This is a genomic window from Uliginosibacterium paludis (assembly GCF_039631355.1).
GTDB classification, from domain to species: domain Bacteria; phylum Pseudomonadota; class Gammaproteobacteria; order Burkholderiales; family Rhodocyclaceae; genus Uliginosibacterium; species Uliginosibacterium paludis.
In genome coordinates, this window is record NZ_JBDIVF010000002.1 from 711,511 (window position 1) to 733,113 (window position 21,603).

The 21,603-nt window shown below is 66.9% G+C and carries 17 protein-coding genes; 13 read left to right on the plus strand and 4 right to left on the minus strand.

The features are described from left to right. Positions 1 to 21: 21 nt before the first annotated feature. Both ABDB87_RS08360 and ABDB87_RS08365 read right to left on the minus strand, forming a co-directional pair. Positions 22 to 1,182 carry a porin gene (locus ABDB87_RS08360; RefSeq protein WP_345925878.1) on the minus strand — a complete coding sequence of 387 codons (1,161 nt, stop codon included), beginning with the start codon at positions 1,180 to 1,182 and terminating at the stop codon, positions 22 to 24. A gap of 130 nt (positions 1,183 to 1,312) precedes the next feature. Further along, positions 1,313 to 2,512, minus strand: coding sequence for a XylR family transcriptional regulator (locus ABDB87_RS08365; RefSeq protein ID WP_345925881.1), 1,200 nt, complete (start codon positions 2,510 to 2,512; stop codon positions 1,313 to 1,315). 249 nt (positions 2,513 to 2,761) lie between these two features. Here ABDB87_RS08365 and ABDB87_RS08370 point away from each other — a divergent pair, with 249 nt between their 5' ends. From ABDB87_RS08370 to ABDB87_RS08400, 7 genes are all read left to right on the plus strand, one after another. Beyond that, positions 2,762 to 3,796 carry a LacI family DNA-binding transcriptional regulator gene (locus ABDB87_RS08370; protein WP_345925883.1) on the plus strand — a complete coding sequence of 345 codons (1,035 nt, stop codon included), beginning with the start codon at positions 2,762 to 2,764 and terminating at the stop codon, positions 3,794 to 3,796. Between the two features lie 196 nt (positions 3,797 to 3,992). Next, positions 3,993 to 5,462 carry a xylulokinase gene (gene xylB, locus ABDB87_RS08375; protein WP_345925886.1) on the plus strand — a complete coding sequence of 490 codons (1,470 nt, stop codon included), beginning with the start codon at positions 3,993 to 3,995 and terminating at the stop codon, positions 5,460 to 5,462. A 35-nt stretch (positions 5,463 to 5,497) separates the two neighbouring features. Beyond that, positions 5,498 to 6,811, plus strand: a complete 1,314-nt coding sequence (gene xylA, locus ABDB87_RS08380) for a xylose isomerase (RefSeq protein WP_345925888.1) — start codon at positions 5,498 to 5,500, stop codon at positions 6,809 to 6,811. Between the two features lie 15 nt (positions 6,812 to 6,826). Further along, positions 6,827 to 8,440, plus strand: a complete 1,614-nt coding sequence (locus tag ABDB87_RS08385) for a family 43 glycosylhydrolase (protein ID WP_345925890.1) — start codon at positions 6,827 to 6,829, stop codon at positions 8,438 to 8,440. Positions 8,441 to 8,496: 56 nt separating this feature from the next. Then, positions 8,497 to 10,389 carry an ABC transporter substrate-binding protein gene (locus ABDB87_RS08390; RefSeq protein ID WP_345925893.1) on the plus strand — a complete coding sequence of 631 codons (1,893 nt, stop codon included), beginning with the start codon at positions 8,497 to 8,499 and terminating at the stop codon, positions 10,387 to 10,389. A gap of 40 nt (positions 10,390 to 10,429) precedes the next feature. Continuing rightward, entirely contained in the window at positions 10,430 to 12,220 is a 1,791-nt protein-coding gene (locus ABDB87_RS08395) for a pectate lyase (protein WP_345925895.1), read from the plus strand. 223 nt (positions 12,221 to 12,443) lie between these two features. Next, the gene (locus ABDB87_RS08400; protein ID WP_345925897.1) at positions 12,444 to 12,983 is read left to right on the plus strand and encodes a GNAT family N-acetyltransferase; all 540 of its coding nucleotides are present in this window, start codon (positions 12,444 to 12,446) and stop codon (positions 12,981 to 12,983) included. A gap of 337 nt (positions 12,984 to 13,320) precedes the next feature. On the opposite strand, the gene pdxR is transcribed toward ABDB87_RS08400, so the two are convergent. Beyond that, on the minus strand, positions 13,321 to 14,820 hold the full coding sequence (gene pdxR / locus ABDB87_RS08405) for a MocR-like pyridoxine biosynthesis transcription factor PdxR (protein WP_345925899.1): 1,500 nt from the start codon (positions 14,818 to 14,820) through the stop codon (positions 13,321 to 13,323). Positions 14,821 to 14,895: 75 nt separating this feature from the next. Here pdxR and aptA point away from each other — a divergent pair, with 75 nt between their 5' ends. The 3 genes from aptA to ABDB87_RS08420 are packed head-to-tail and all read left to right on the plus strand — an operon-like array spanning position 14,896 to position 17,746. Continuing rightward, complete coding sequence (gene aptA, locus ABDB87_RS08410; RefSeq protein ID WP_345925901.1) at positions 14,896 to 16,230, plus strand: omega-aminotransferase AptA; 1,335 nt, start codon at positions 14,896 to 14,898, stop codon at positions 16,228 to 16,230. Beyond that, complete coding sequence (locus tag ABDB87_RS08415) at positions 16,230 to 16,958, plus strand: sulfite exporter TauE/SafE family protein (protein ID WP_345925903.1); 729 nt, start codon at positions 16,230 to 16,232, stop codon at positions 16,956 to 16,958. The genes aptA and ABDB87_RS08415 overlap by 1 nt, the downstream gene beginning before the upstream one ends. 35 nt (positions 16,959 to 16,993) lie before the next feature. Continuing rightward, on the plus strand, positions 16,994 to 17,746 hold the full coding sequence (locus tag ABDB87_RS08420; protein WP_345925905.1) for an SDR family NAD(P)-dependent oxidoreductase: 753 nt from the start codon (positions 16,994 to 16,996) through the stop codon (positions 17,744 to 17,746). 44 nt (positions 17,747 to 17,790) lie between these two features. Here ABDB87_RS08420 and ABDB87_RS08425 read toward each other — a convergent pair whose 3' ends face one another. Beyond that, a complete protein-coding gene (locus ABDB87_RS08425; RefSeq protein WP_345925907.1) occupies positions 17,791 to 18,708 on the minus strand; it encodes a LysR family transcriptional regulator in 918 nt (305 codons plus the stop codon). A gap of 177 nt (positions 18,709 to 18,885) precedes the next feature. On the opposite strand from ABDB87_RS08425, the gene speB reads away from it, so the two are divergent. The 3 genes from speB (at position 18,886) to ABDB87_RS08440 (ending at position 21,596) form a co-directional block, all read left to right on the plus strand. Beyond that, positions 18,886 to 19,857, plus strand: coding sequence for an agmatinase (speB, locus tag ABDB87_RS08430; RefSeq protein WP_345925909.1), 972 nt, complete (start codon positions 18,886 to 18,888; stop codon positions 19,855 to 19,857). 96 nt (positions 19,858 to 19,953) lie between these two features. Further along, the gene (locus ABDB87_RS08435; protein ID WP_345925911.1) at positions 19,954 to 20,802 is read left to right on the plus strand and encodes a transporter substrate-binding domain-containing protein; all 849 of its coding nucleotides are present in this window, start codon (positions 19,954 to 19,956) and stop codon (positions 20,800 to 20,802) included. A gap of 134 nt (positions 20,803 to 20,936) precedes the next feature. Continuing rightward, positions 20,937 to 21,596 carry an amino acid ABC transporter permease gene (locus ABDB87_RS08440; RefSeq protein ID WP_345925913.1) on the plus strand — a complete coding sequence of 220 codons (660 nt, stop codon included), beginning with the start codon at positions 20,937 to 20,939 and terminating at the stop codon, positions 21,594 to 21,596. Positions 21,597 to 21,603 lie beyond the last annotated feature (7 nt).

The following is a 21,603-nucleotide window of genomic DNA, read 5'->3' on the forward strand; positions in this document are numbered from 1 at the left end:
CTGCAAGTTATGACGAATGGGTCAGAATTCCTTCACGATGCCGAAGCGGTAGTAGTTCTCGTCGAGTTTCTTCAGGCTGTCCTTGAAGCCGGTCTTGGTGCCGTCGTACTTGGCGCCGGAGATCGATTCGTTGCGCTCGAAGTCCTGCTGGTAGGCGGCACCGTAGAGGTACACGTTCGGGCTCAGCCAGTAGGCGCCGCCGACCATGATGTTGCGGCCGCTGTTGCGGTTCGAGCCCACGTCGTTGGCATGCGAGATGCCTACGCCGACCTGCCAGAGCTTGGCGTAGTTGTAGGCCACCACGAAGTTCGTGTTCTTGTACTGGTAAGCCGTATCCGGGCCGCTGACATAGCCCTTGGCGGCGAAGTAGCTGGCCGAGAACTTGAGCCCGTCGAGGAAGTCGGGGCGCCAGGTGAGGCCGGTATCCCAGGACATGTAGCCATCCTGCGCGACATTGCTCGACGGCGTGCGGCGGGTGACCACGGAGGAGAGCGTCAGCTTGCGGTCCTTCACCGCGCCCAGCACCATTTCGTAGCCCGCGCTCCAGGCGTCTCCCGAGCTCTGGGTGGCCGTCACGCTCTGGTCATCGCTGGCACCGCTCTTGCGGTTGTCGCCGAAGGCGTAGTTGCCCTTGAGCAGCATGTTCGCCGGGCCGATCGTCAGGATCGGCGTCACGTATTCGGTGTTGCGGCTGGTCAGGTCGGACTGGGTCAGCTTCGAGATGCCGAACTTCACGATCTCCATGTCCTTGATGTTGGTCATGTAGGGTTTTTCGGCGATGACCAGGTTGGTGATGTTGTAGGTGCCCCAGGCAAAGTCCCCGACCGGCGTGCGCAGGCCCATGACCTTCTTGTCGTTGTTCGAGATGCCGCTGGTGCCTTCCTGCACGTTGCCGAAGCGCAGATCGTGCGACACATAGGCTTCCAGGCTGCTGCCGATCTGCTCCTTCGCATCGATCGTGATGCGCGAGGTGGAGGCGCCGCCGTCCCCCAGCGTTTCGGTGGTGGCCGTGCCGTTGCGCGCGCCGTTGCTGCTGTCGGCGGCAGCGGTGTGCTTGAACTGGTAGCCGGCGTCGAACTTGCCGCCGAGCTTGACTTCCTGGGCCTGGGCCGCCGTGCTCAGGAGCGCGGCCAGTGCCAGGGCGATCGGAGTGGACGCGAAGGCGCCGTGCTGTTTCATCATGAGTCCCCTTTGTATGTGTTCTGGTGAAATCCCGTCATCCCCCTGACACGGGCCGGGAGGGTGCTGCCGGAATGATTGCCGCAGGCCGGTGGCCGGACAATTCCGATATCTGGCGGCGTTTGTTGCGATATCAGTTGCTGCGCTGCGAGTGCTGGTATTCCCTCGGCGTGCAGCCGAGTTCGCGCTTGAATACGGCGTGCATGTACTGCAGTGAGGTAAAGCCGCACTGCTCGGCAATCCGCGCACAGGATTGCCGGCCCGAGCGCAGCAGCTCCTGGGCACGGGCGAGTTTCGTCAGCATGATTTCGTCATGAATCGTGCGACCCAGCTCCTTCCTGAAATGCGCATCCAGCGTTGATCGTGCGATGCCGATGTGGTCCACCACCTGCTCGGCCTTGATGCCCTGGCCGGCGTACTGGCGGATGTAGTGACGCGCGCGCATCACATACGGATTGCGCAGCGCTTCATGCTGGCTCGAGGTGGCGACCTGCATGCCGGCAGGCGGCACCAGCACCGGTCGCGGGCATTCGCGCGCGCCGTGGATCAGGCGGCTCAGCAGGCGGGCCGCGGTCTGACCCATCTCGCGCGTGCCCTGGATCACCGAGCTCAGCGGAATGCGGGTCAGCGTCTGGCTGATCGGGTCATTGTCGATGCCGACCACCGCCACTTCCTCGGGCACCGCGATGCCGGTGGCCAGGCAGGCCTGCAGCACATGGCGCGCGCGGGCGTCATTCACGGCGATGATGCCGACGGGCTTGGGCAGGCTGTGCAGCCAGGCCGCTAGGCTGTCCAGGTGCTGCTGCCAGCTGCGGGAATCGGTGTGGTCGCCGCGCCAGATCTCGGCCTGCTCGCCGGTCAGCGCCAGCTGCGCGCGGAAGGCGTGCTCGCGCTCCAGGGCCCAGCGGTTGTCCGGCCGCGCCGGCATGCTGTAGAGGGCCATCCGCGGCAGGCCGGCCGCGAGCAGGTGCTCGCAGGCCATGCGCAGGATCGCCTGGTTGTCGGTCGCCACATAGGGGATGCCTTCGGGATAGCTCGCCGCTTCGGCATAGGAGCTGCCGACGGCCACGACCGGGCAGCTCAGCTTGCCCACCAGGGCCGCGATATCGGGGTCATCGAAGTCGGCGATGATGCCGTCGCCATTCCAGTCCGCCATCTGCTGCGGACGGCAGCGGAAATCCTCTTCCATGTAGAGGTCCCACGCCGTGCGGGTCGAGCTCAGGTACTGGCCGATGCCGGCGATGATCTCGCGGTCATACACCTTGTTGGCATTGAACAGCAGCGCCACACGCAGGGTCTTCTGGCTGACCGGCTGATGCAGGACCGGACTCATGACGGCGCCCCCTGCACGGCGTGGCAGCCGGGGCCGTCTGCGCGGCTTGCTGCTGCGGGCGCCCTCCGCGGGCAAGGCAACAGGACTCGAGGCATGAAGGTCTCCCTGGCAGCGGATTCGTAAAACTCTGGAAAGATCCGGCGGATCCTCCGCGAGTGGTGCTGATGCGGAAGTATAATCAGAACACTCATATTTTGATGTGCGTACATCATTTCCGGTGTTGCATTTTGATCAGAGCCTCGATCCGACATGAACAGACCCAGAATCCGGATTCATGATGTGGCCGCCGCCGCGGGTGTCAGCCTGGCAACGGTGGACCGGGTGCTCAACAAGCGCCCGGGCGTGCGCCAGGTCACCGTCGACAAGGTGGAAGCCGCCCTGCGCGCGCTCGACTACCGGCCGGACATCCATGCCGCCCGGCTCGCCCGCGGCCAGGCGCTGCGCCTGATGTTCATCGTGCCGCGCGGGCACAACAGCTTCATGGACATGGTGGTGGCGGAGATCCGCAGCACGGCCGATCGCCTGCGCCATGAGCGCTGCGACATCGAGTTGCGCTTTGTCGACGCCTTCGACGGGCCGGCCGTGGCGAGCATGCTCGATGCCCTCTCGCCGGATGACTGCGACGGTGTGGCCGTGGTGGCGCCGGATGCGCCCGGCGTGCGCGAGGCGATCGATGCCTGTGTGGCGCGCGGCCTGCATCTGGTCACCCTGGTGTCGGACCTGCCTTCCTCGCACCGCCAGCATTTCGTGGGGATCGACAACATCGCGGCCGGCCGGGTGGCCGGACGTCTGCTCGGGCGGCTCAGTGCGGGGCGCAGCGGGCGCATTGCGCTGATTGCAGGCTCGATGACGCTGCGTGACCACATGGAGCGGCATCTGGGGTGCGAGCAGGTGCTGCGCGCGGACTTTCCGCATCTGCGCACGCTGCCGGTGGTCGAGGGGCGGGATTTTGCCGAGACCACGGCCCAGGTCGCGCGCGAACTGCTCGCCGCCCACCCCGACATCGTCGGGCTCTACAACATGGGGGCGGGTAACCGTGGCCTGGTGGAAGTGCTGCGTCAGGCCGGTGCGCCGGGACGCATCGTCACCGTGGCGCACGAGCTCACGCCGCATGTGCGGCAGGCGCTGGTCGAGGGGGTCTATGACGCCATCGTCTGCCAGGATGCCGCACATGAAGTGCGCAGCGCGGTGCGCGTGCTGCAGGCCTTGTGCGAAGGCGGCGAGGTTGTGCGCAGCCAGGAGCGGATCCGCATCGAGGTGTACCTGAAAGACAACCTGCCCTGAATTTCATGAGGCCGCTTATGAAGTTTGACGGTGCGGGTGCTGCGCCCAAGTTTGAGGTACGCTAATCAGAATTTGATTCATCCAGACGCCTGCAGGAGTTTCCGGGCATGACACCTTTCTCCATTCCCTCGCGCAGTTTTCCGGCTTCCGGCCGCCGTGCGCCAACGACGGTGCCGGCGACCGGCGGGAGCACGGCATGAGTGCCTGGCTCGGTATCGATCTCGGCACCTCGGGGCTCAAGGTGCTCCTGCTGGCCGACGACCATCGCGTGATCGGTACGGCAGCCGTGCCGCTCACGGTGTCGCGCCCGGCCCCGCTGCACTCGGAGCAGGCACCTGCAGACTGGTGGGCGGCCTGCTGCAGTGCGCTGGACACGCTGGCCGCGGCGCATCCCGACTGGATGGCCCGGGTGCGTGGCATCGGGCTCTCGGGCCAGATGCATGGCGCGGTGCTGCTGGATGCCGCGGATGCCGTGCTGCGCCCCGCCATCCTGTGGAACGACGGCCGCAGCGCCGAGGAATGCCACGAGCTCGCCCGGCGCTGCCCGGCGCTGAGCCGGATCGCCGGCAACCTCGCGATGCCCGGCTTTACCGCGCCGAAGCTGCTCTGGGTGGCGCGGCATGAGCCGGAGATCTTCGCTGCCACCCGCTGCGTGCTGCTGCCCAAGGACTGGCTGCGCTTCTGCCTGACCGGCGAAAAGGTGTCCGAGATGTCGGATGCCGCTGGCACGCTGTGGCTCGATGTCGCACGACGTGACTGGTCCGACGCGCTGCTCGATGCCACCGGCATGACGCGTGCACAGATGCCGCGCCTGGTCGAGGGCAGCGAGCTTGCTGCGCATCTGAGCCCTGCGCTGTGCCGGCGCTGGGGGCTGCCGCCCGGCGTGGCGGTGGCCGGTGGAGCAGGCGACAACGCCGCCAGCGCGATCGGCATCGGTGCAGTGGAACCTGGCGCGGGCTTCCTTTCGCTCGGCACTTCCGGCGTTCTCTTCGTGGTCAACGAGGCCTTCCGGCCCAATCCCGGCTCGGCCGTGCATGCCTTCTGCCATGCCGTGCCGGGGCGCTGGCACCAGATGAGCGTGATGCTCTCGGCCGCCAGCTGTCTGGAATGGGTTACCCGCCTGTGCGGTCGTGCGAGCGAGGCGGCATTGCTCGGGGAGGTGGCGCAGCTCGATGCGGCCGCGCGCGCCGCTGCACCGCTCTTTCTGCCCTATCTCTGTGGCGAGCGCACGCCGCACAACGACCCGCACGCGCAGGGCGTGTTCTTCGGCCTCGGTTTCGGACACGGTCCGGCAGATCTGGGCTGGGCCGTGCTCGAAGGCGTGGCCTTCGCATTCCGTGACGGGCTTGCGGCCCTGCAGGCCGCCGGCACCGGGGTGCAGTGCCTGTCGCTCGTGGGCGGCGGTGCGCGCAGCGCACTCTGGGCACAGCTGCTGGCCGATGTGCTGGGGGTCGAGATCGTGACCCACCTCGATGGCGAGGCTGGCGCAGCACTCGGCGCGGCGCGTCTGGCCTGGCTCGCCGACGGTGCCTCGCAGGATGCCGTCTGCATGCCGCCGCCGGTCTCGGCGCGCTTCTGCCCGACCACTGACTGCGACGCATTCGAGACCCGCTACCAGCGCTTCCGCGCGCTCTATCCCGCCCTGCAAGCGAGCTTCCGATCATGAATTCACCCGCATTCAAACCCGAAGGACAAGGCACCATGACAAGCTGTTTCGCCCACATCCCGGCCATCCCCTTTGAAGGGCCGGAGAGCCGCAATCCGCTCGCCTTCCGCTGGTATGACAAGGACCGTGTCGTACTGGGCCGCCGCATGGAAGACCAGCTCCGCTTTGCCGTGTGTTACTGGCACAGCTTCGTCTGGGGCGGCGGCGATCCTTTCGGTGGCAGCACCTTCGAGCGCGCCTGGTTCGATGGCGCAGCCCCGCTGGCGCTGGCCGAGCAGAAAGCCGAAGCCGCCTTCGACTTCTTCAGCCGCCTGGGCGCGCCTTACTACTGCTTCCATGATCGCGACGTGGCGCCCGAGGGCCGCACGCCGAAAGAATCCCATGCGAACTTTCGCCACATGGTGGAAAAGCTCGCCGCGCATCAGACACGCACCGGCATGAAGCTGCTGTGGGGCACGGCCAACCTCTTCAGCCATCGCCGCTTCATGGCCGGCGCAGCCACCAATCCGGACCCGGCCATCTTCGCGATGGCGGCGGCACAGGTGCGTGACGCGATGGATGCCACGCTCGAACTGGGTGGTGAGAACTACGTGCTGTGGGGCGGCCGCGAAGGCTATGAAACCCTGCTCAACACCGACATGGCCCGCGAGCTGGACCAGCTCGGCCGCTTCCTGTCGATGGCGGTGGAATACAAGCATCGCATCGGCTTCAAGGGCCTGATCCTGATCGAGCCGAAGCCGCGCGAACCGACCAAGCATCAGTACGACTTCGACACCGCCACCGTCTACGGCTTCCTCAAGCGTTACGGTCTGGAAAACGAAGTGAAGGTGAATATCGAGGCCAACCACGCCACGCTCGCCGGTCACAGCTTCGAACATGAAATCGCGACCGCGCAGGCGCTGGGCATCTTCGGCTCGATCGACATGAACCGCGGTGACGCGCAGCTGGGCTGGGATACCGATCAGTTCCCCAACAACATTCCGGAAACCGCGCTCGCGCTCTATCACATCTTCAAGCACGGCGGCTTCACCAGCGGCGGGCTCAACTTCGATGCCAAGGTGCGGCGTCAGTCCATCGCGCCTGAAGACCTCTTCCATGCGCACATCGGCGGCATGGACGTCTGCGCCCGCGCCCTGCTGATTGCCGAGCGCATGATCAAGGACGGCAGCCTGCAGGCCGAAGTCTCGGCGCGCTATGCCGGCTGGGAAGGCGAGCTGGGGCAGGGCATTCTCGGTGGTCATCTCGACCTTGCTGCGCTGGCCGATCGCGTGCTGGCGGAAGATCGCGATGTGCTGCCGGTTTCCGGCCGGCAGGAATGCTACGAAAATCTCCTCAATCGTTATTTCTGAGCAGGGGAGAGTGGATTGATTCATGCAGCAGACATGCGCTGGGCGCAGGGGATCGAAGGGCAACGCAAGGCCGATCTGGGCAACGGGACTTATCTCAACCCGATCATGCCGGGCGACCACCCGGACCCCTCCATCCTCAAGGATGGGGACGACTATTACATGACCTTCTCCAGCTTCGATGCCTATCCCGGTCTGGTGATCTGGCATTCGCAGGATCTGGTGAACTGGCAGCCGGTGACGGCCGCGCTGAAAACGCCCATCGGCTCGGTGTGGGCGCCGGAGCTCATCAAGCATGAAGGCCGCTACTACCTCTACATCCCCACGCGCCTGAAGAATCAGGGCCTGCAGGGGCGCGGCTCGATTTACGTGATCTGGGCGGACGACATCCGTGGCCCCTGGAGCGAGCCGATCGATCTCGGCAACCCGCGCATCGACCCTGGCCACGCCGTGGGCGAAGACGGCAAGCGCTACCTCTTCCTCTCCGGCGGCGACCGCGTTCAGCTTGCGGACGACGGCCTCTCCATCGTTGGCGAGATGGAGCATGTCTATGACGGCTGGAAGTACCCCGAGGAATGGGACGTGGAGGCCTTCGCCCAGGAAGGGCCGAAGATCACGCGCCACGGCGAGTACTACTACATGATCCTCGCCGAGGGCGGCACCGCAGGTCCTGCCACCGGCCACATGGTGGTGGTGGCGCGCTCGAAGTCGATCCACGGCCCGTGGGAAAACGCGCCGCACAACCCCATCATCCGCACCCAGTCGCCGCAGGAAGCCTGGTGGTCGCGCGGCCACGCCACGCTGGTGGAAGGGCCCACGGGGCAGTGGTACATGGTCTATCACGCCTACGAGAACGGCTACTACAACCTCGGCCGCCAGTGCCTGCTCGAACCGATCGAATGGACCGATGACGGCTGGTTCCGTGCGGCCGGGGGCGATGTGTCACAGCCGTTGGCGCTGCCGGTTGCGGGGCGCGCGCTGCCGCACGGCATGGCTTTGTCGGATGATTTTTCGCGCGACAAGTTCGGCATCCAGTGGGGCTTCTACGACCCGCTGCCCACGCACGGCGTGCGCCATCGCTATGAAGACGGCGCGCTGGTGATCGAAGGCCGTGGCACGGTGCCGGCGGACTGCTCGCCGCTGACCTGTGTATGCGGCGACCGCGCCTACCGCTTCGAGGTGGAAGTGGAAGTGGGCGAGGGCGCCACCGGTGGCGTGCTGCTCTTCTACAGCCGCCGTCTGTATGTCGGACTTGGATTCAACGCGAACGAAGCGGAAGAGCCGGCGCAGGGCCGCCCCAAGCCGGCTCTGGCCCCCTCGGGGGGCGCCCTGCTTCCGCAGGAAGAGGGCCGGGGCTCACTCATCATGCATCGCTACGGCACCGAGCGCCTGATGCCGCGCGCGCCGCATATCGATGGCAAGCGCCTCTTCATGCGCGTGACCAACCGCGACCACATCGTGACCATCCATACCAGCGCCGACGGCCAGAGCTGGCACAAGTTCGGCGTGCAGATGGAGGTCAGTGGCTATCACCACAACGTAGCCTTTGATTTTCTGAGCCTGCGCCCCGGGCTGTATGCCGCGGGCGAAGGCGAGGTGCGCTTCCGGAATTTCCGCTACGAAGCGCTCTGAACGATTGCGGAAGGCCGGCGCACGACGCCGGCCATGACAACAAGAAGGAGACAAAGATGTCCAAGCGCATGCTTGCTCTGCTGGCGGGCCTGATCCTGCCGGCCATGGCCCAGGCCTACACCGGTGCGCCGGTACTCGATCCGCTGGTGAAAGCCGGCAAACTGCCGCCGGTGGACCAGCGCCTGCCGGCGAAGCCGGAGGTCATCACGCCGCTGCAGAGCGTGGGCAAATACGGCGGCACGCTGCGCAGCGCGCTGCGCGGCAATGGTGACGGCAACGCGATCCTGCGTCTCGTCGGCAACCAGGGCCTGGTGCGCTGGAATACCGAGTTCAACAAGGTGGTGCCGAATCTCGCCGAGAGCTGGACGGTGAATGACAACTCGACCGAATACACCTTCAAGCTGCGCGCCGGCACGAAGTGGTCGGATGGCGTTCCCTTTAATGCCGATGACATTCTCTTTTACGTGCAGGACCTGATGGGCGACAAGGGTTTCCTTGGCACGCCGCCCGAGATGTATCGCGTGGGCGACAAGCCGGTGGTCGTCGAGAAGATCGACGACAACACGGTGAAGTTCCGCTTCGCCGCGCCCTATGTGTCCTTCATCGAGAACCTCGCGCATCCCACCGGCCAGCAGGCAGTGTTCTATGCCAAGCACTACTGCCAGCAGTTCCATCCGAAGTACAACCCGAAGGTCGCGGATCTGGTGAAGGCCAGCGGCGCGAAGGACTGGGGCAGCCTGATGCGCGTGCGCTGCGGCGACCTGGAAATTCCGACGCGCTGGGGCAATCCGGAGCGCCCGACGCTGGACCCGTGGGTCATCGTCAATCCCTACGGTGGCGGCTCCTCGGCCGTGACCCTGCGCCGCAATCCGTATTTCTGGCAGGTCGACAGCAAGGGCCAGCAATTGCCCTACCTCGATGAACTCCGGCTGGCGGTGATCTCGGAAATCGAGACCATGGTGCTGGCCGCGATCAATGGCCAGCTCGACTTCCAGTTCCGCCACATCGGCGTGATCCAGAATCTGCCGGTGCTCAAGGAAAATGCAAGCAAGGGCAACTACCGCGTGCTGGAGCTCGAGGACATCAGTTCGAACGCCGCCGGGCTCTACCTGAACCAGAGCACCCGCAACGAGAAGCTGCGCGCGCTGATCCGCAACAAGGATTTCCGCATCGCGCTCTCGCATGCGACCGACCGCAAGGACATCGCCGAAGTCGTCTATCTCGGCCAGACCCAGCCCTGGCAGATCGGCCCGAAGAAGCAGAACCGCTTCTACAACGAGCAGCTCGCCACGCAATACCTGAAGTACGACCCGGCACTCGCCAACACGATGCTCGACAAGCTGGGCCTCACCAAGCGTGATGCCGACGGCTACCGGCTCTATCCCTCGGGCGGGCGCGTGAGCATTGCCGGGCTGGTCCAGATTTCCAGCGGCAACTATGTCGACACCATGGAAGTGCTGCGCCGGCAGTGGTCAAAGGTGGGCGTCGAGCTGGTGATCCAGGGCGTCGAGCGTTCGCTGTTCTACGACCGCTCCAATACCAACGACTACGAGATGGCGATCTTCGTGGTCGGTGGCGGGCTGGATCCGCAGTTCGACAAGACCGGCGTCTTTGTCTGGTCCGGCGTCGAATCGCGCCAGAGCCTGCAGTGGGCGAAGTGGGCGATGACCGACGGCAAGCAGGGCGAGGAGCCTTCCGCTTCGATGAAGAAGCGGCTCGAGCTGCATGAGCAGTGGAAGGTCGCAAAGAACCAGGCTGAGGCCGACGCGCTGCTGCGCCAGATCCTGCAGATCGCGGCTGACGAGTTCGAAGTGATCGGCACGGTCGCCACGCTCAAGGTGCCAGGCATCGTCAGCAAGCGGCTGGTGAATGTTTACGACAAAATGCCATGGGCATGGCCTTACGCCACTCCGGCTGGTGGCCTGCCGCAGAGCTGGTATTACCGCTGAGTGACGCGCCCGGCGCGTGCCGGCAGAGGAGGGAGTTCGCATGGATCGCAGAAGCTTTCTGGGCAGCAGCCTGATTCCTCTGCTGGCGGGCGCGTGCGCCACGCCGGCTGCGGATACCGGCAGTCCATCGTCATCATCGCCACAGGCTGCTGGCAGCAGCGAGCGCGCCGGCGTGCTCGACGCGATGCGTCGCGCGGTGCGCTACATGGACGAGCAGGTGTCTTACCGCGGCGGCTATGTGTGGGCCTGGCTGCCGGATCTCTCGCTTTCCTGGGGCGAGATGGAAGCCAAGCGCAGCATGTGCTGGATCCAGCCGCCGGGCACACCGGCGGTAGCGCATGCCTTCATCGATGCCTGGCAGGCCGCGGGCGACCCGGTCTTCCGCGTGGCCGCCGAGCGCGCGGCCGATGCGCTGGTGGCGGCACAACTGCCCTGCGGCGGCTGGAACTACATCCACGACTTTGCCGGCGAGGATTCGCTGCGCCACTGGTATGACACCATCGGCCGCAACGGCTGGCGGCTGGAAGAATTCCAGCACTGGTACGGCAATGCCACCTTTGACGACGCGGTGAGTTCCTCTGCCGCCTGCGTGCTGCTGCGCGTGTATCAGGCCTGGGGCAGCGAGCGCTTCCGTGCTCCGCTGGCCCGCGCCATCGATTTTGTCCTCGCTGCCCAGTATTCCGGCGGCATCGCTGACGGCGGCTGGCCGCAACGCTGGCCCCGCGTGCCGGGCACGGCGGTGATGAAGCCGCCCTACGGCCTGCCGCGCGGCGCGCGGGGCGGCATGGAAGATGGCGACTACACCGCCCATGTGACCTGGAATGACGACGTGGCCGGCGAGAACATCCGCTTCCTGCTGCTGTGCCACCTGACGATGGATGACCCGCGCCTGGCACCTGCCATCCGGCGCGGCATGGATTGCATGGCACGCATGCAGCAACCCGCGCCACAGGCCGGCTGGGGGCTGCAGCATCTGGCAAAGGCCGCAGGCGGTCGCCCTGCAGGCGCCATTGCCGCGGCGCGCAGCTACGAGCCGCGCGCCTTTGCGACCCACACCACTGCCACCAACATCCGCCAGCTCTGCGAGTTCTACCGCCTGAGCGGAGACGAGCGTTATCTCGCGCGCATTCCGGAAGCCATCGACTGGCTCAAGCGCTGTGCGCTGCCGGAGAAAGTCCTCGCGGAGAATCCCCTGCTCAAGGGCCGCACCCATCCCACGTTCGTGGATGAAGGCAGCAACCGCGCCCGCTATGTGCACCGCTACGGATCCAATGTGCATAACGGCGCCTACTACAGCGACCATGACCACCGTGACACGCTGAGCCATTATTCGGCCGGTCGCATGCTGAAACTGGATGCGCTGGAAGCCGAATACCAGGCCTTGCGCGCGCTGGCGCCCGAGGCCCGGCAGGCCCTGAAAGACAACTCGCCGCTGCTGCAGCGGGGCAAGGGCCGCCTGCCGCGCTTCTTCGGCTTCGGTCGCCAGAGCCTGATGGATGCTGCAGAAGGGCGCGAGGATCTGCCCGCCTTGACGGATGAGGCCGTGGCCGGGCTGCTGAAGTCGCTCGGCACGCGCGACTACTGGCTCGCGCCGCTGCCCGCGGTGACCAACCCCTATCGCGGCGACGGCCCCCGCAAGGCACACGGCGGTCGCGAATACATGAGCCGGAATGTCGGTGACATCTACGACACCTCACCCTATGACGCTGCCAACCCGCCGGAGATCGCACCCTATGTGAAGCGCGAGCGCCCCGAGGGCATCGTCTCGCAGGACTTCACCCGCAAGCTCGGCCAACTCACCGCCTGGCTGGCCCGGCAGCCGGGCGCCTGAGGGTGCCGGCGCCGTATGCGCTGGCCGCGCGAAACCGCGTGCCAAGCGATGTCGCGGCGTCATTCGCAGCGCCGGGGGCGCCCGATGAAAATGCTTTCATGATTTCAACGGCTTCTCCGGCGCACTTCCGGCGAGCATTGAGCGAAGCGAGCAACGTCATGGCCGCGGCGCGAGGCTCTGCGGCACACTGTGTGTTCTCGACGGCTTAAGGGTTTTGGCGCGCATGACTTCCCGCACGACTTTTCTTCCGCTTTGCGAGGCGGACACCGAGGCGCTGCTGCCGGTGCTGTATCAGGAGGCGGTGTTCGAGTTCATCGGCGGTCTGCCGGCGAAAGACGCGTTTCTGCTCGACCTGCAACGCGCCATCGAAGGCCCGCCGCCCGGGCTGGACGAACAGTGGCGGCATTACGCCGTGCGCCTGGCAGACAGCGGCGCGCTCATCGGCCGCGTCGAAGTCACGCTGCATCACGGCCTGGCGGAAATCGGTCTGCTGCTGAACCCGGCGTTCTGGGGAAAAGGCTACGCACTGGAGGCGCTGCACTGGCTGCATGGCCAACTGGCGTGCGCGCCGGACACCCCCGCCTGCTGGGCCACCGTGCATCCTGACAACCTTCGCAGTCAGGGGCTGTTGCGAAAGGCGGGTTACGTTTCCGTGCAGGGCGAGGCGCTGCCGGTGCTCTACTCGATGGACGAGGGCGACCTCGTTTTCCGGCGTCTGCCGGATGCGACGGGGCAAGCGGTCCGCACCGAGCAAGGCGGCTGACTGGCCGCCCGGTGTTGGGAGCCAGGGCGGCGCAACACCCGCGCCGCGCCGGGAAAAAAGCAGGGCGCCCTGAGCAAAGCGAAGCGCGCCGCAGCCGCAACGCGCGGCAAGCCTGGGCGTCCCTCCGAGCGCCCGGCTTTCCCGCCAAACTCGCATTCGCCCGGGTCCCTCAGCCGGTGCGCGAGGCCGGGCTTCTTCGGCGCGCTTCGCTGCGCTCAGGGCGCCCTACGAAAACGCGCATCATCCTGCGCACCCAGCACCCAGCACCCAGCACCCAGCACCCAGCACCCAGCACCCAGCACCCAGCACCCAGCACCCAGCACCCAGCACCCGTCCATCAGCCCAGTGACGCCAGCGCCGCGGCGAGTTCGCGGATGCCGGCGTCGATGGCGGCCGGGCGGATCGAGGAGAAGCCCAGGCGCAGGCAGGTGCTTGCGGCAGGCTGCTGGAAGAAGGGCTCGCCGGGGTCGTAGAGCACGCCGCGGCGGAACGCGGCTTCACGCAGTGCGCCGGGGTCTGCCGTGCCGGGCAGCGCCAGCCACAGGCCGGATCCACCCTGGGGGGGCGTGAAGCGTGCTTCGGGCAGGTGGCGCCGCAGCGCGGCGACGAGGAGCCCCGCGCGTTCGGCCAGCGCGTTGCGGGTGTTCTGCAGCAGGCGATCGTAATGCCCCTCGCGGATGAAGAAGGCGGCGGCGAGCGGGTTGTTGCCCGGCGCCTGGCGCACCATCAGCCGGCGCAGCACGCGCAGGCGTTCGATGACTTCGGTGGGCGCCACCACATAGCCCAGACGCAGACCGGGCGAGAGCAGCTTGGAGAAGCTGCCGAGATAGATCACCCGGTCGGCGCGATCGATGGCCTTCAGGGCCGGCAGCGGCTGGCCCTGATACTGGGTTTCGGGGTCGTAGTCGTCTTCGAACACGATCTGGTCGTGCTCGGCGGCGTGCGCCAGCAGCGCCAGCCGGCGCTCGGTGGAGAGCGTGACGCCGGTCGGGCACTGATGGCTGGGCGTGCAGTAGAGGTAGCGGCAGCCGGCCAGTGCCGGGCCGATCTGCAGGCCTTCGGAGTCCACCGGCAGGGGCAGGATGTCGCCACCGAAGCGGCCGAAGATGTTGCGCACATCCATGTAGCCGGGGTTCTCCACGCCGAGGCGGCAGCCGGGCCGGCCGAAGAGCTCGCCCAGCAGGTAGAGCCCGTGCTGCGTGCCCAGGGTGAGCAGGATCTGGCCGGGCGTGGCGGCGATGCCGCGCCGGGGCAGCACGCGGTGGATCAGCTGCTCGATGAGCTCCGGGCAGTCGTTGCCGGGGATGTCGTGCGCCCAGTCCGGCAGCGCCTGCGCCTGCAGCGCCTGGCGGCTGCATTCGCGCCATTCGGCGAGCGGAAAGAGGCTGGCATCGAACTGGCCGAACACGAAGGGATAGGGCAGGGTCTGCCAGCCGGCCGGGCGGTCCAGCCAGCGGAAGGGGGCGGCGGGGCCCAGATGCCGTGACCAGTCCGGCGCGGCGGGGGCCGCCGTGCTGGCCAGTGCGCGCGGCGCTTCCCTGCCGAAGCTGCCGCGCACGAAGTAGCCCTCGCGCTGGCGGGATTCGAGATGACCTTCTTCCACCAGACGGTCATAGACCAGCACCACGGTGTTGCGCGAGAGGCCGGCCCAGGCGGCGAGCTCGCGGCCCGAGGGCAGGCGCAGGCCGGCCGCGAGGCGGCCGTCGAGCATCGCATTGACCAGCCGGCTGCGCAGCTGGAGCTGCAGCGGCGTGCTGCCGCGTTCGAGCGGGAGCAGCAGCTGCCGCCACATCAGTTCTTGAGCGTCGCCGGACATGGCGGTTTCCTCTGGCACCATCGATTCTTCCTGCTGGCAGTATGCTGGCGCCATCGGAAATTGCAATGATGGGGCCACCTGCCCATGGAGCCCCTCATGAACCAGCCCGCTGAATCCCCCGTCCTTGCCCTGCCCGACATGCAGCATCAGTGGCTGCCTTTCACGCCCAATCGCGAGTTCAAGGCAGATCCGCAGCTCTTCGCCCGCGCCAAGGACCAGTTCTATTTCGACCTCGCCGGCCGGCCGGTTCTCGATGCCGGCTCCGGCCTTTTCACCACGCCGGCCGGGCATTGCCGCGACGAGATCGCCGAGGCGGTGCATCGCCAGCTGCAGGAGCTGGATTTCACGCCGGGCTTCCTGCGCGCGCATCCGAAATCCTTCGAGCTGGCCCGCCGCATCGCCGGCCTGCTGCCCGAGGGGCTGGACCGCGTCTTCTTCGTGAATTCCGGCTCCGAAGCGGTGGATACGGCAATGAAGATGTGCCTCGCCTATCATCGTGCGCGAGGGGAGGCCGGGCGCACCGTGTTCGTGTCACGCGAGCGGGCCTATCACGGCGTGAATTTCGGCGGCGTGGCGCTCTCCGGCATGGTCAACAACCGGCGCGCCTTCGGCGGCACGGTGCATGGCGTGAGCCACATGCGGGCGACCTGGCAGGAGGCGACCCGCTTCCAGATCGGTCAGCCGGATCAGGGCGCCGAACTCGCCGACGATTTGATCGCCGCGATCCGCGTGCATGGCGCGGAGAACATCGCCGCCTGCGTGGTCGAGCCGATCGCGGGCTCCACCGGTGTGCTGGTGCCGCCCCGGGGCTATCTCGAACGCCTGCGCGACATCTGCACGGCGCACGGCATCCTGCTGGTCTTTGATGAAGTGATCTGCGGTTTCGGCCGCACCGGCGAGGCCTTTGCCGCGCAGAGCTTCGGCGTGACGCCGGACCTCATCACCATGGCCAAGGCGATCACCAACGGCGCGGTGCCGATGGCGGCGGTGGCGGCGGCGCGCTTCATTCACGACACCGTCATGGAAGCGGCGCCGGAAGGCGCGATCGAGTTCTTCCACGGCTACACCTGGTCGGCGCATCCGGTGGCCTGCGCGGCCGCCCTCGCATCGCTGGATCTCTACGAGCGCGATGGCCTCTTTGCGCGGGCCCGTGCGCTCTCGCCGGTATTCCTCGAGGCCGTGGCCTCGCTGCGCGATCTGCCGCTGGTGACCGACATCCGCGGCTACGGCATGATCGCCGGCATCGACCTCGCGTCCGATGGCAAGCCGGGGCGCCGCGGCCAGCTGCTGCAGAAGAAGCTCTATGACAACGGCCTGCACCTCAAGACCACCGGTGACTGCGCCATCCTCGCACCGCAGTTCATCTTCAGCGAGGCGCATATCGCGCGCATGACCGAGATCCTGCGCAGCACCATCGCCTCGCTCGCCTGATGGGCGGGACGAGTCCGGCAGCGCTCGCCGCGCTGGCCGCGATCAGCCTGCTGGCCGGGCTGGCGAAGGGGCTCACCGGCTTTGGCGGCGCACTGGTGATGGCGCCGCTGTTCAGCTTCTTCGTGCCCCCGCAGCAGGCCGCGCTGCTGATCGTGCTGGTGCATGCCGCCACGTCGCTGCAGGGCGTGCGCGGCTGGCATGCGCAGGTGCGCTGGTCGCGGGTGTTGCCTTTCGTACTGCTGGCGCTGCTTTCTGCACAGTTGGTGACGCACTGGGCGGCCGGCAGCGATGCCGCGCGGATGCGCCGGATCATCGGCGCCTGCGTGCTGCTCGCCACGCTGCCGCATCTGTCCGGCTGGCGCTGGCAACATGGCGGGCGCTGGTCCTCCACCGTGCTGGCAGGGCTCGCCAGCGGCGCGATGACGGCTTTCGGCGGTCTCGGCGGGCCGGCGGCAGTCTGCTATTTCAGCGGCATTGCCCAGGGTGCGGTGCTGCGCGCCAATCTGCTTGGCTGCTTCGCATTGCTCTTCTGCGGTGTGACAATGCTGCTGGCGGCAGCTCATCAGCTGCAGGCGCCGCATCTCGTGCTGAGCGCGCTGCTGGTGCCCGCCTTTGCGGCCGGTGTGCGGGCCGGCGAGCGGCTCAGCCCGCGTCTGCCGCCACGGCTATTCGATCGTCTCGTCTGCGCCTTGCTGCTGGCTTCCGGCTTGCTGGCACTGCTGGTCTGAGGCGCGACATTCATCCATCAATGAAAGGACATTCCATGAACATCCTGGTGACCGGCGCAAGTGCCGGCTTCGGCGAAGCCATCAGCGAGCGGCTGTGCCGCGAAGGCCATCGTGTGTTCGCCACCGCGCGCCGTGCCGACAAGCTCGATGCGCTGGCCGCACGCTGCGGCGGCAATCTGGTGGCGCGCGCGCTGGATGTGCGCGACGGTGCGGCAGTGCGCGCCACGATCGCGGCCATCGAAGCCGAGTACGGCGCGATCGATGTGCTGGTGAATAACGCCGGCCTCGCGCTCAACATCGAGCCGGCCTACAAGGTGGCGCTGGAAGACTGGGAAGTGATGGTCGACACCAACATCAAGGGCCTGCTCTACTGCACGCATGCCGTGCTGCCGGGCATGGTGGAGCGCAACCACGGCTGGATCTTCAACCTCGGCTCGATTGCCGGCACCTATCCCTATGCCGGTGGCAACGTGTATGGCGCGACCAAGGCTTTCGTGCACCAGTTCAGCCTGAATCTGCGCGCCGATCTGGTGGGCAAGAATGTGCGCGTCACCTCCATCGAGCCGGGCCTGTGCGGCGGCACCGAGTTCTCGGTGACCCGTTTCCATGGCGACGCGGCACGTGCGGATTCGGTGTATCAGGGCACCCAGCCGATCACCGCGGCCGACATTGCCGAAACCATCTCCTGGCTGCTGAAGCTGCCGCCGCATGTGAACATCAACACCATCGAGATGATGCCCACCTGCCAGGGGCCGGCCGGCCCGGCGGTGGCACGCAACGCGGGCTGAGCGCCGCATCGCGGGGCAGGGCGCACCAGTGCGGTGCGCCTCGCTCAGGCGCTCTCGAGTGCGGCCGGCTGGCCCTCGTGCAGCGCCTGCAGGAAGCAGGCCAGCGCGGGCGAATTTTTCTGCTCGCGCCGGGTGATGCAGCTGAATTCCACCTGATGCCGGAAGACATCCGGCCGCAGCGCGCGCAGCTCGCCGCGCGCCACCCACTGGGCGGCGTAGTGGTCCGGCAGGAAGCCGACCAGCCGGCCCGAGAGCACCAGCATCGCGACCGCTTCCATGTTGAAGGCGACCGCGGCCGGGCGGAAATTCTCCACGTCCGGAATCTCCTTCGATTCGCGCAGATAGCCGCGCACCACATAGTCCAGCGAGCCGATCTGGCTCACCTCGATGCCGCAGCGTGCCGGCTCGAACAGCGGATGGCCGCGGCCACAGTAGAGCAGCAGGGTCTCGCTGTGCAGCGGCGCACAGGCGAGGTTGGCCGAGGTGTTGCGGAAGGGGCCGATGCCCACATCGAGCCGGCCTTCCTGCACGGCTTCTTCGATCTGGCTGGCAGGCAGGATTTCCAGGGTGAGGCTGATGTCGCCATTGCGCCGCTTCACCGCCTGGATGGCGCTGGCGATGCGTGAGGCCGGATGGCTCACCGTGTTGTCGACCGTGCCGATGGCGAGCCGGCCGCGCAGCTGGCCCTGGATCAGGCCGATGTCTTCGCGAAACACTTCTACCGAGGCGATCAGGCGTTCGGCCGAGGCATAGAACTGGCGCCCTGCCTCGGTGAGCCGGAAGCCGCTGCGGCCGCGCTCGCACAGGCGCATGCCGACCCGCGCTTCGAGGTCCGACATATGACTGCTGATCGCCGGCAGGTTCATGTTCAGCGCCGATTCGGCCGCCGAAAAACCGCCGCAGTCGACCACCGCCTTGAAGACCCGCAGTTGGCGGAAATCGAAATCCGAGATCCTCAGCATGGCAGGCCTCGGCGCGTGGCAGACCGGGTGAGGGCCGGGCAGGGGGAGGGCGGGCGGTAGTTATGCATTTCCGGAAGTAAGCTTGCGAACTTCGCTATTCATCCTCCGGTGCAAGCATGAAACGATCCACCTGAGCCGCCGGTGATTCCGCCGCGCGGCGATGCGAAGGAACGCTTCATGACCGACTCCCGCTTCAGCCCCGTCACCGGCACCGTCCTGCCCCGTTACGCCGGCATCGCCACCTTCATGCGCCTGCCCTACGTCGCGCTGAACGACGCCGACATCGAGGCGGTGGACATCGGCCTTGTCGGCATTCCCTGGGATGGCGGCACCACCAACCGGCCCGGCGCGCGGCATGGCCCGCGCCAGGTGCGTGATGCCTCCACGATGACGCGCAACATCAACCGCGCCAGCGGCATCAATCCCTTCGCCTGCTGCAACTGCGCCGACCTCGGCGATACGCCGGTGAATCCGGTGGATCTGCTGGACACCCTGGCGCGGGTGACCGCGATGTATGAAGCGATCCACCAGCACGGCATCGTGCCGCTGTCGGTGGGGGGCGACCACCTCGTCTCGCTGCCGGTGCTGCGTGCGATTGCGAAGGATGGCCCGGTCGGCATGGTGCATTTCGACGCCCACACCGACACCTGGGACCGCTACTTCGGCGACAGCCTCTACACCCACGGCACGCCTTTCCGCCGTGCCATCGAGGAGGGCCTGCTGGACCCGAAGCGGGTGGTGCAGATCGGCATCCGCGGTGCGCAGTACAACGATGCCGAGAATGACTGGGGCGAGCGCCAGGGCATCCGCGTGATCGACATCGACGAATTCCATGCGCTGGGCGTACCGGCGGTGATCAGCGAGATCCACCGCGTGGTGGGCGATGCGCCGGCCTATGTCACCTTTGACGTGGACGCGCTCGACCCGGTCTACGCCCCCGGCACCGGCACGCCGGAGATCGGCGGCCTCACCACCTGGGAGGCGCAGAACCTGATCCGCGGCCTGCGCGGCCTGAACCTGATCGGTGGCGATCTGGTCGAGGTGTCGCCGCCCTTCGATCCGAGCGGCAACACCGCCTTCGTCGGCGCCACGCTGCTCTATGAGCTGCTCTGCGTGATCGCCGACAGCCTCCGCTCGCGCCGGGGCTGATGCCGGATGAATGTGTTTCCCGCCCGGCCGGTTCGAGCCCTCCCTGCAACGACCGGCTTCCTTCCCCTGTATCCTTCTTCCCGTCGAGGTACTCAAATGAACATGCTTCTCCGTACGCTGCTTGCATCCGTTGCCGGGCTTGTCGTCTCACAGGCCTGTCTGGCCGAAGACCTGCTGGCGAAGGTCAAGGCGGGCAAACAGATCACCGTGGCCACCGAAGCGCGCTATGCGCCCTTCGAATATGTGGAGGGCGGCAAGATCGTCGGTTATGACGTTGACCTGCTCCAGTACGTGATGGCCGGCGCGCTGCCCGGCGTGAAGAACAAGACCCTGGATCTGCCCTTCCAGGGCCTGCTGCCTGGCCTGGATGCCAAACGCTTCGACATGATCATCGCCGCGGTCACGGCCAACAGGGAGCGTGTGAGCAAGTTCGCCTTCACGCTGCCGATTGCCGAAGCCACCATCGGCGTGCTGACGCGTGCCGACTCGGCCGGCAGCATCAAGGCCCCGGCCGATCTCAACGGCAAGGTGGCCGGCGCGCAGATCGGCTCGGTGCAGACCGATGCGCTCAAGGCACTGGACAAGAAGCTCAAGGAAGCGGGCGGCGCCGGCCTGAAGGAAATCAAGGAATACGTGGCCTATGACGAAGCCTATGCCGATCTCGCGACCGGCCGGCTCGACGCGGTGGCGCAGTCGCTCTCCAACCTCGGCCCGCTGATGAAGTCGCGCCCTGGCGTGTTCGCGGTGTTGCCGCAGACCATCGGCCCGAAGAGCTACTTCGCCTGGGTGGCGCGCAAGGACGCCGACAGCGCCGCACTGGTGAAGGCCATGAACGAAGGCATCGCGCGCGCCAACAAGGACGGCACGATGAAGAAGCTGCAGATGAAGTGGTTCGGCATGTCGATGGACCTGCCGGTCGACGCGCTGCCTGAACCTTCGATGTAAGGCGCTGCAGGATGATTCCGGCCTCGCACCATCGCCCTGCTGCCGTTGCTGCGCTGACGGTGGCGACGGACCCGGCCGGAATCCCTGCCCTGCCGCACCCGAATCCGCTACCGGCCTCACGCTGAACCGCCTCCATGGATACGCCCGATCTCTTCACCCGCTGCCTCGGCTATCTGCCCGCGCTGCTGGACGGCGCGCTCAACACCCTGTGGGTGGCGGGCGTGGGCGTGGGCTGCGGATTTCTCGCCGGCATCCTGCTGCACCGGCTGCTGTCGAGCACGAATCCCTGGTTCTCGCGGCCGGCCCGGGTGTATGTCAGCATCATTCGCGGCACGCCGGTGCTGGTGCAGTTGCTGGTCTGTTTCTATCTGCCTTCCGCACTCGGAGTGGAGGTGCCCGGCCTGCTGGCCGCCACGATCGGGCTCTCGCTCAACTCCGCGGCCTACCAGTCGCAGATTCTCGGGGCCGGTTTCGCGGCCATCCCGCGTGGCCAGATCGAGGCCGCGCGCACCTTCAACCTCAGCCGCAGCCAGACGCTGTGGCATGTCGAGGTGCCGCAGGTGCTTGCCCTCACGCTGCCGGCACTGGTGTCGGAAATGATCGATGTGGTGAAGGCCTCCGCGGTGGTCTCGGTGATCTCGGTTACCGACTTGATGCGGGTCGGCCAGCAGCTGTCGTCGTCCACCTACCGGCCGCTGGAGGTCTATTCGATGGCGGCGCTGTGCTATCTGGCCCTCACCTCCCTGCTGAGCCTGGCGGCCTGGGTCTGCCAGCGTCGGCTGGCGAGGCGATAGGGGGCGC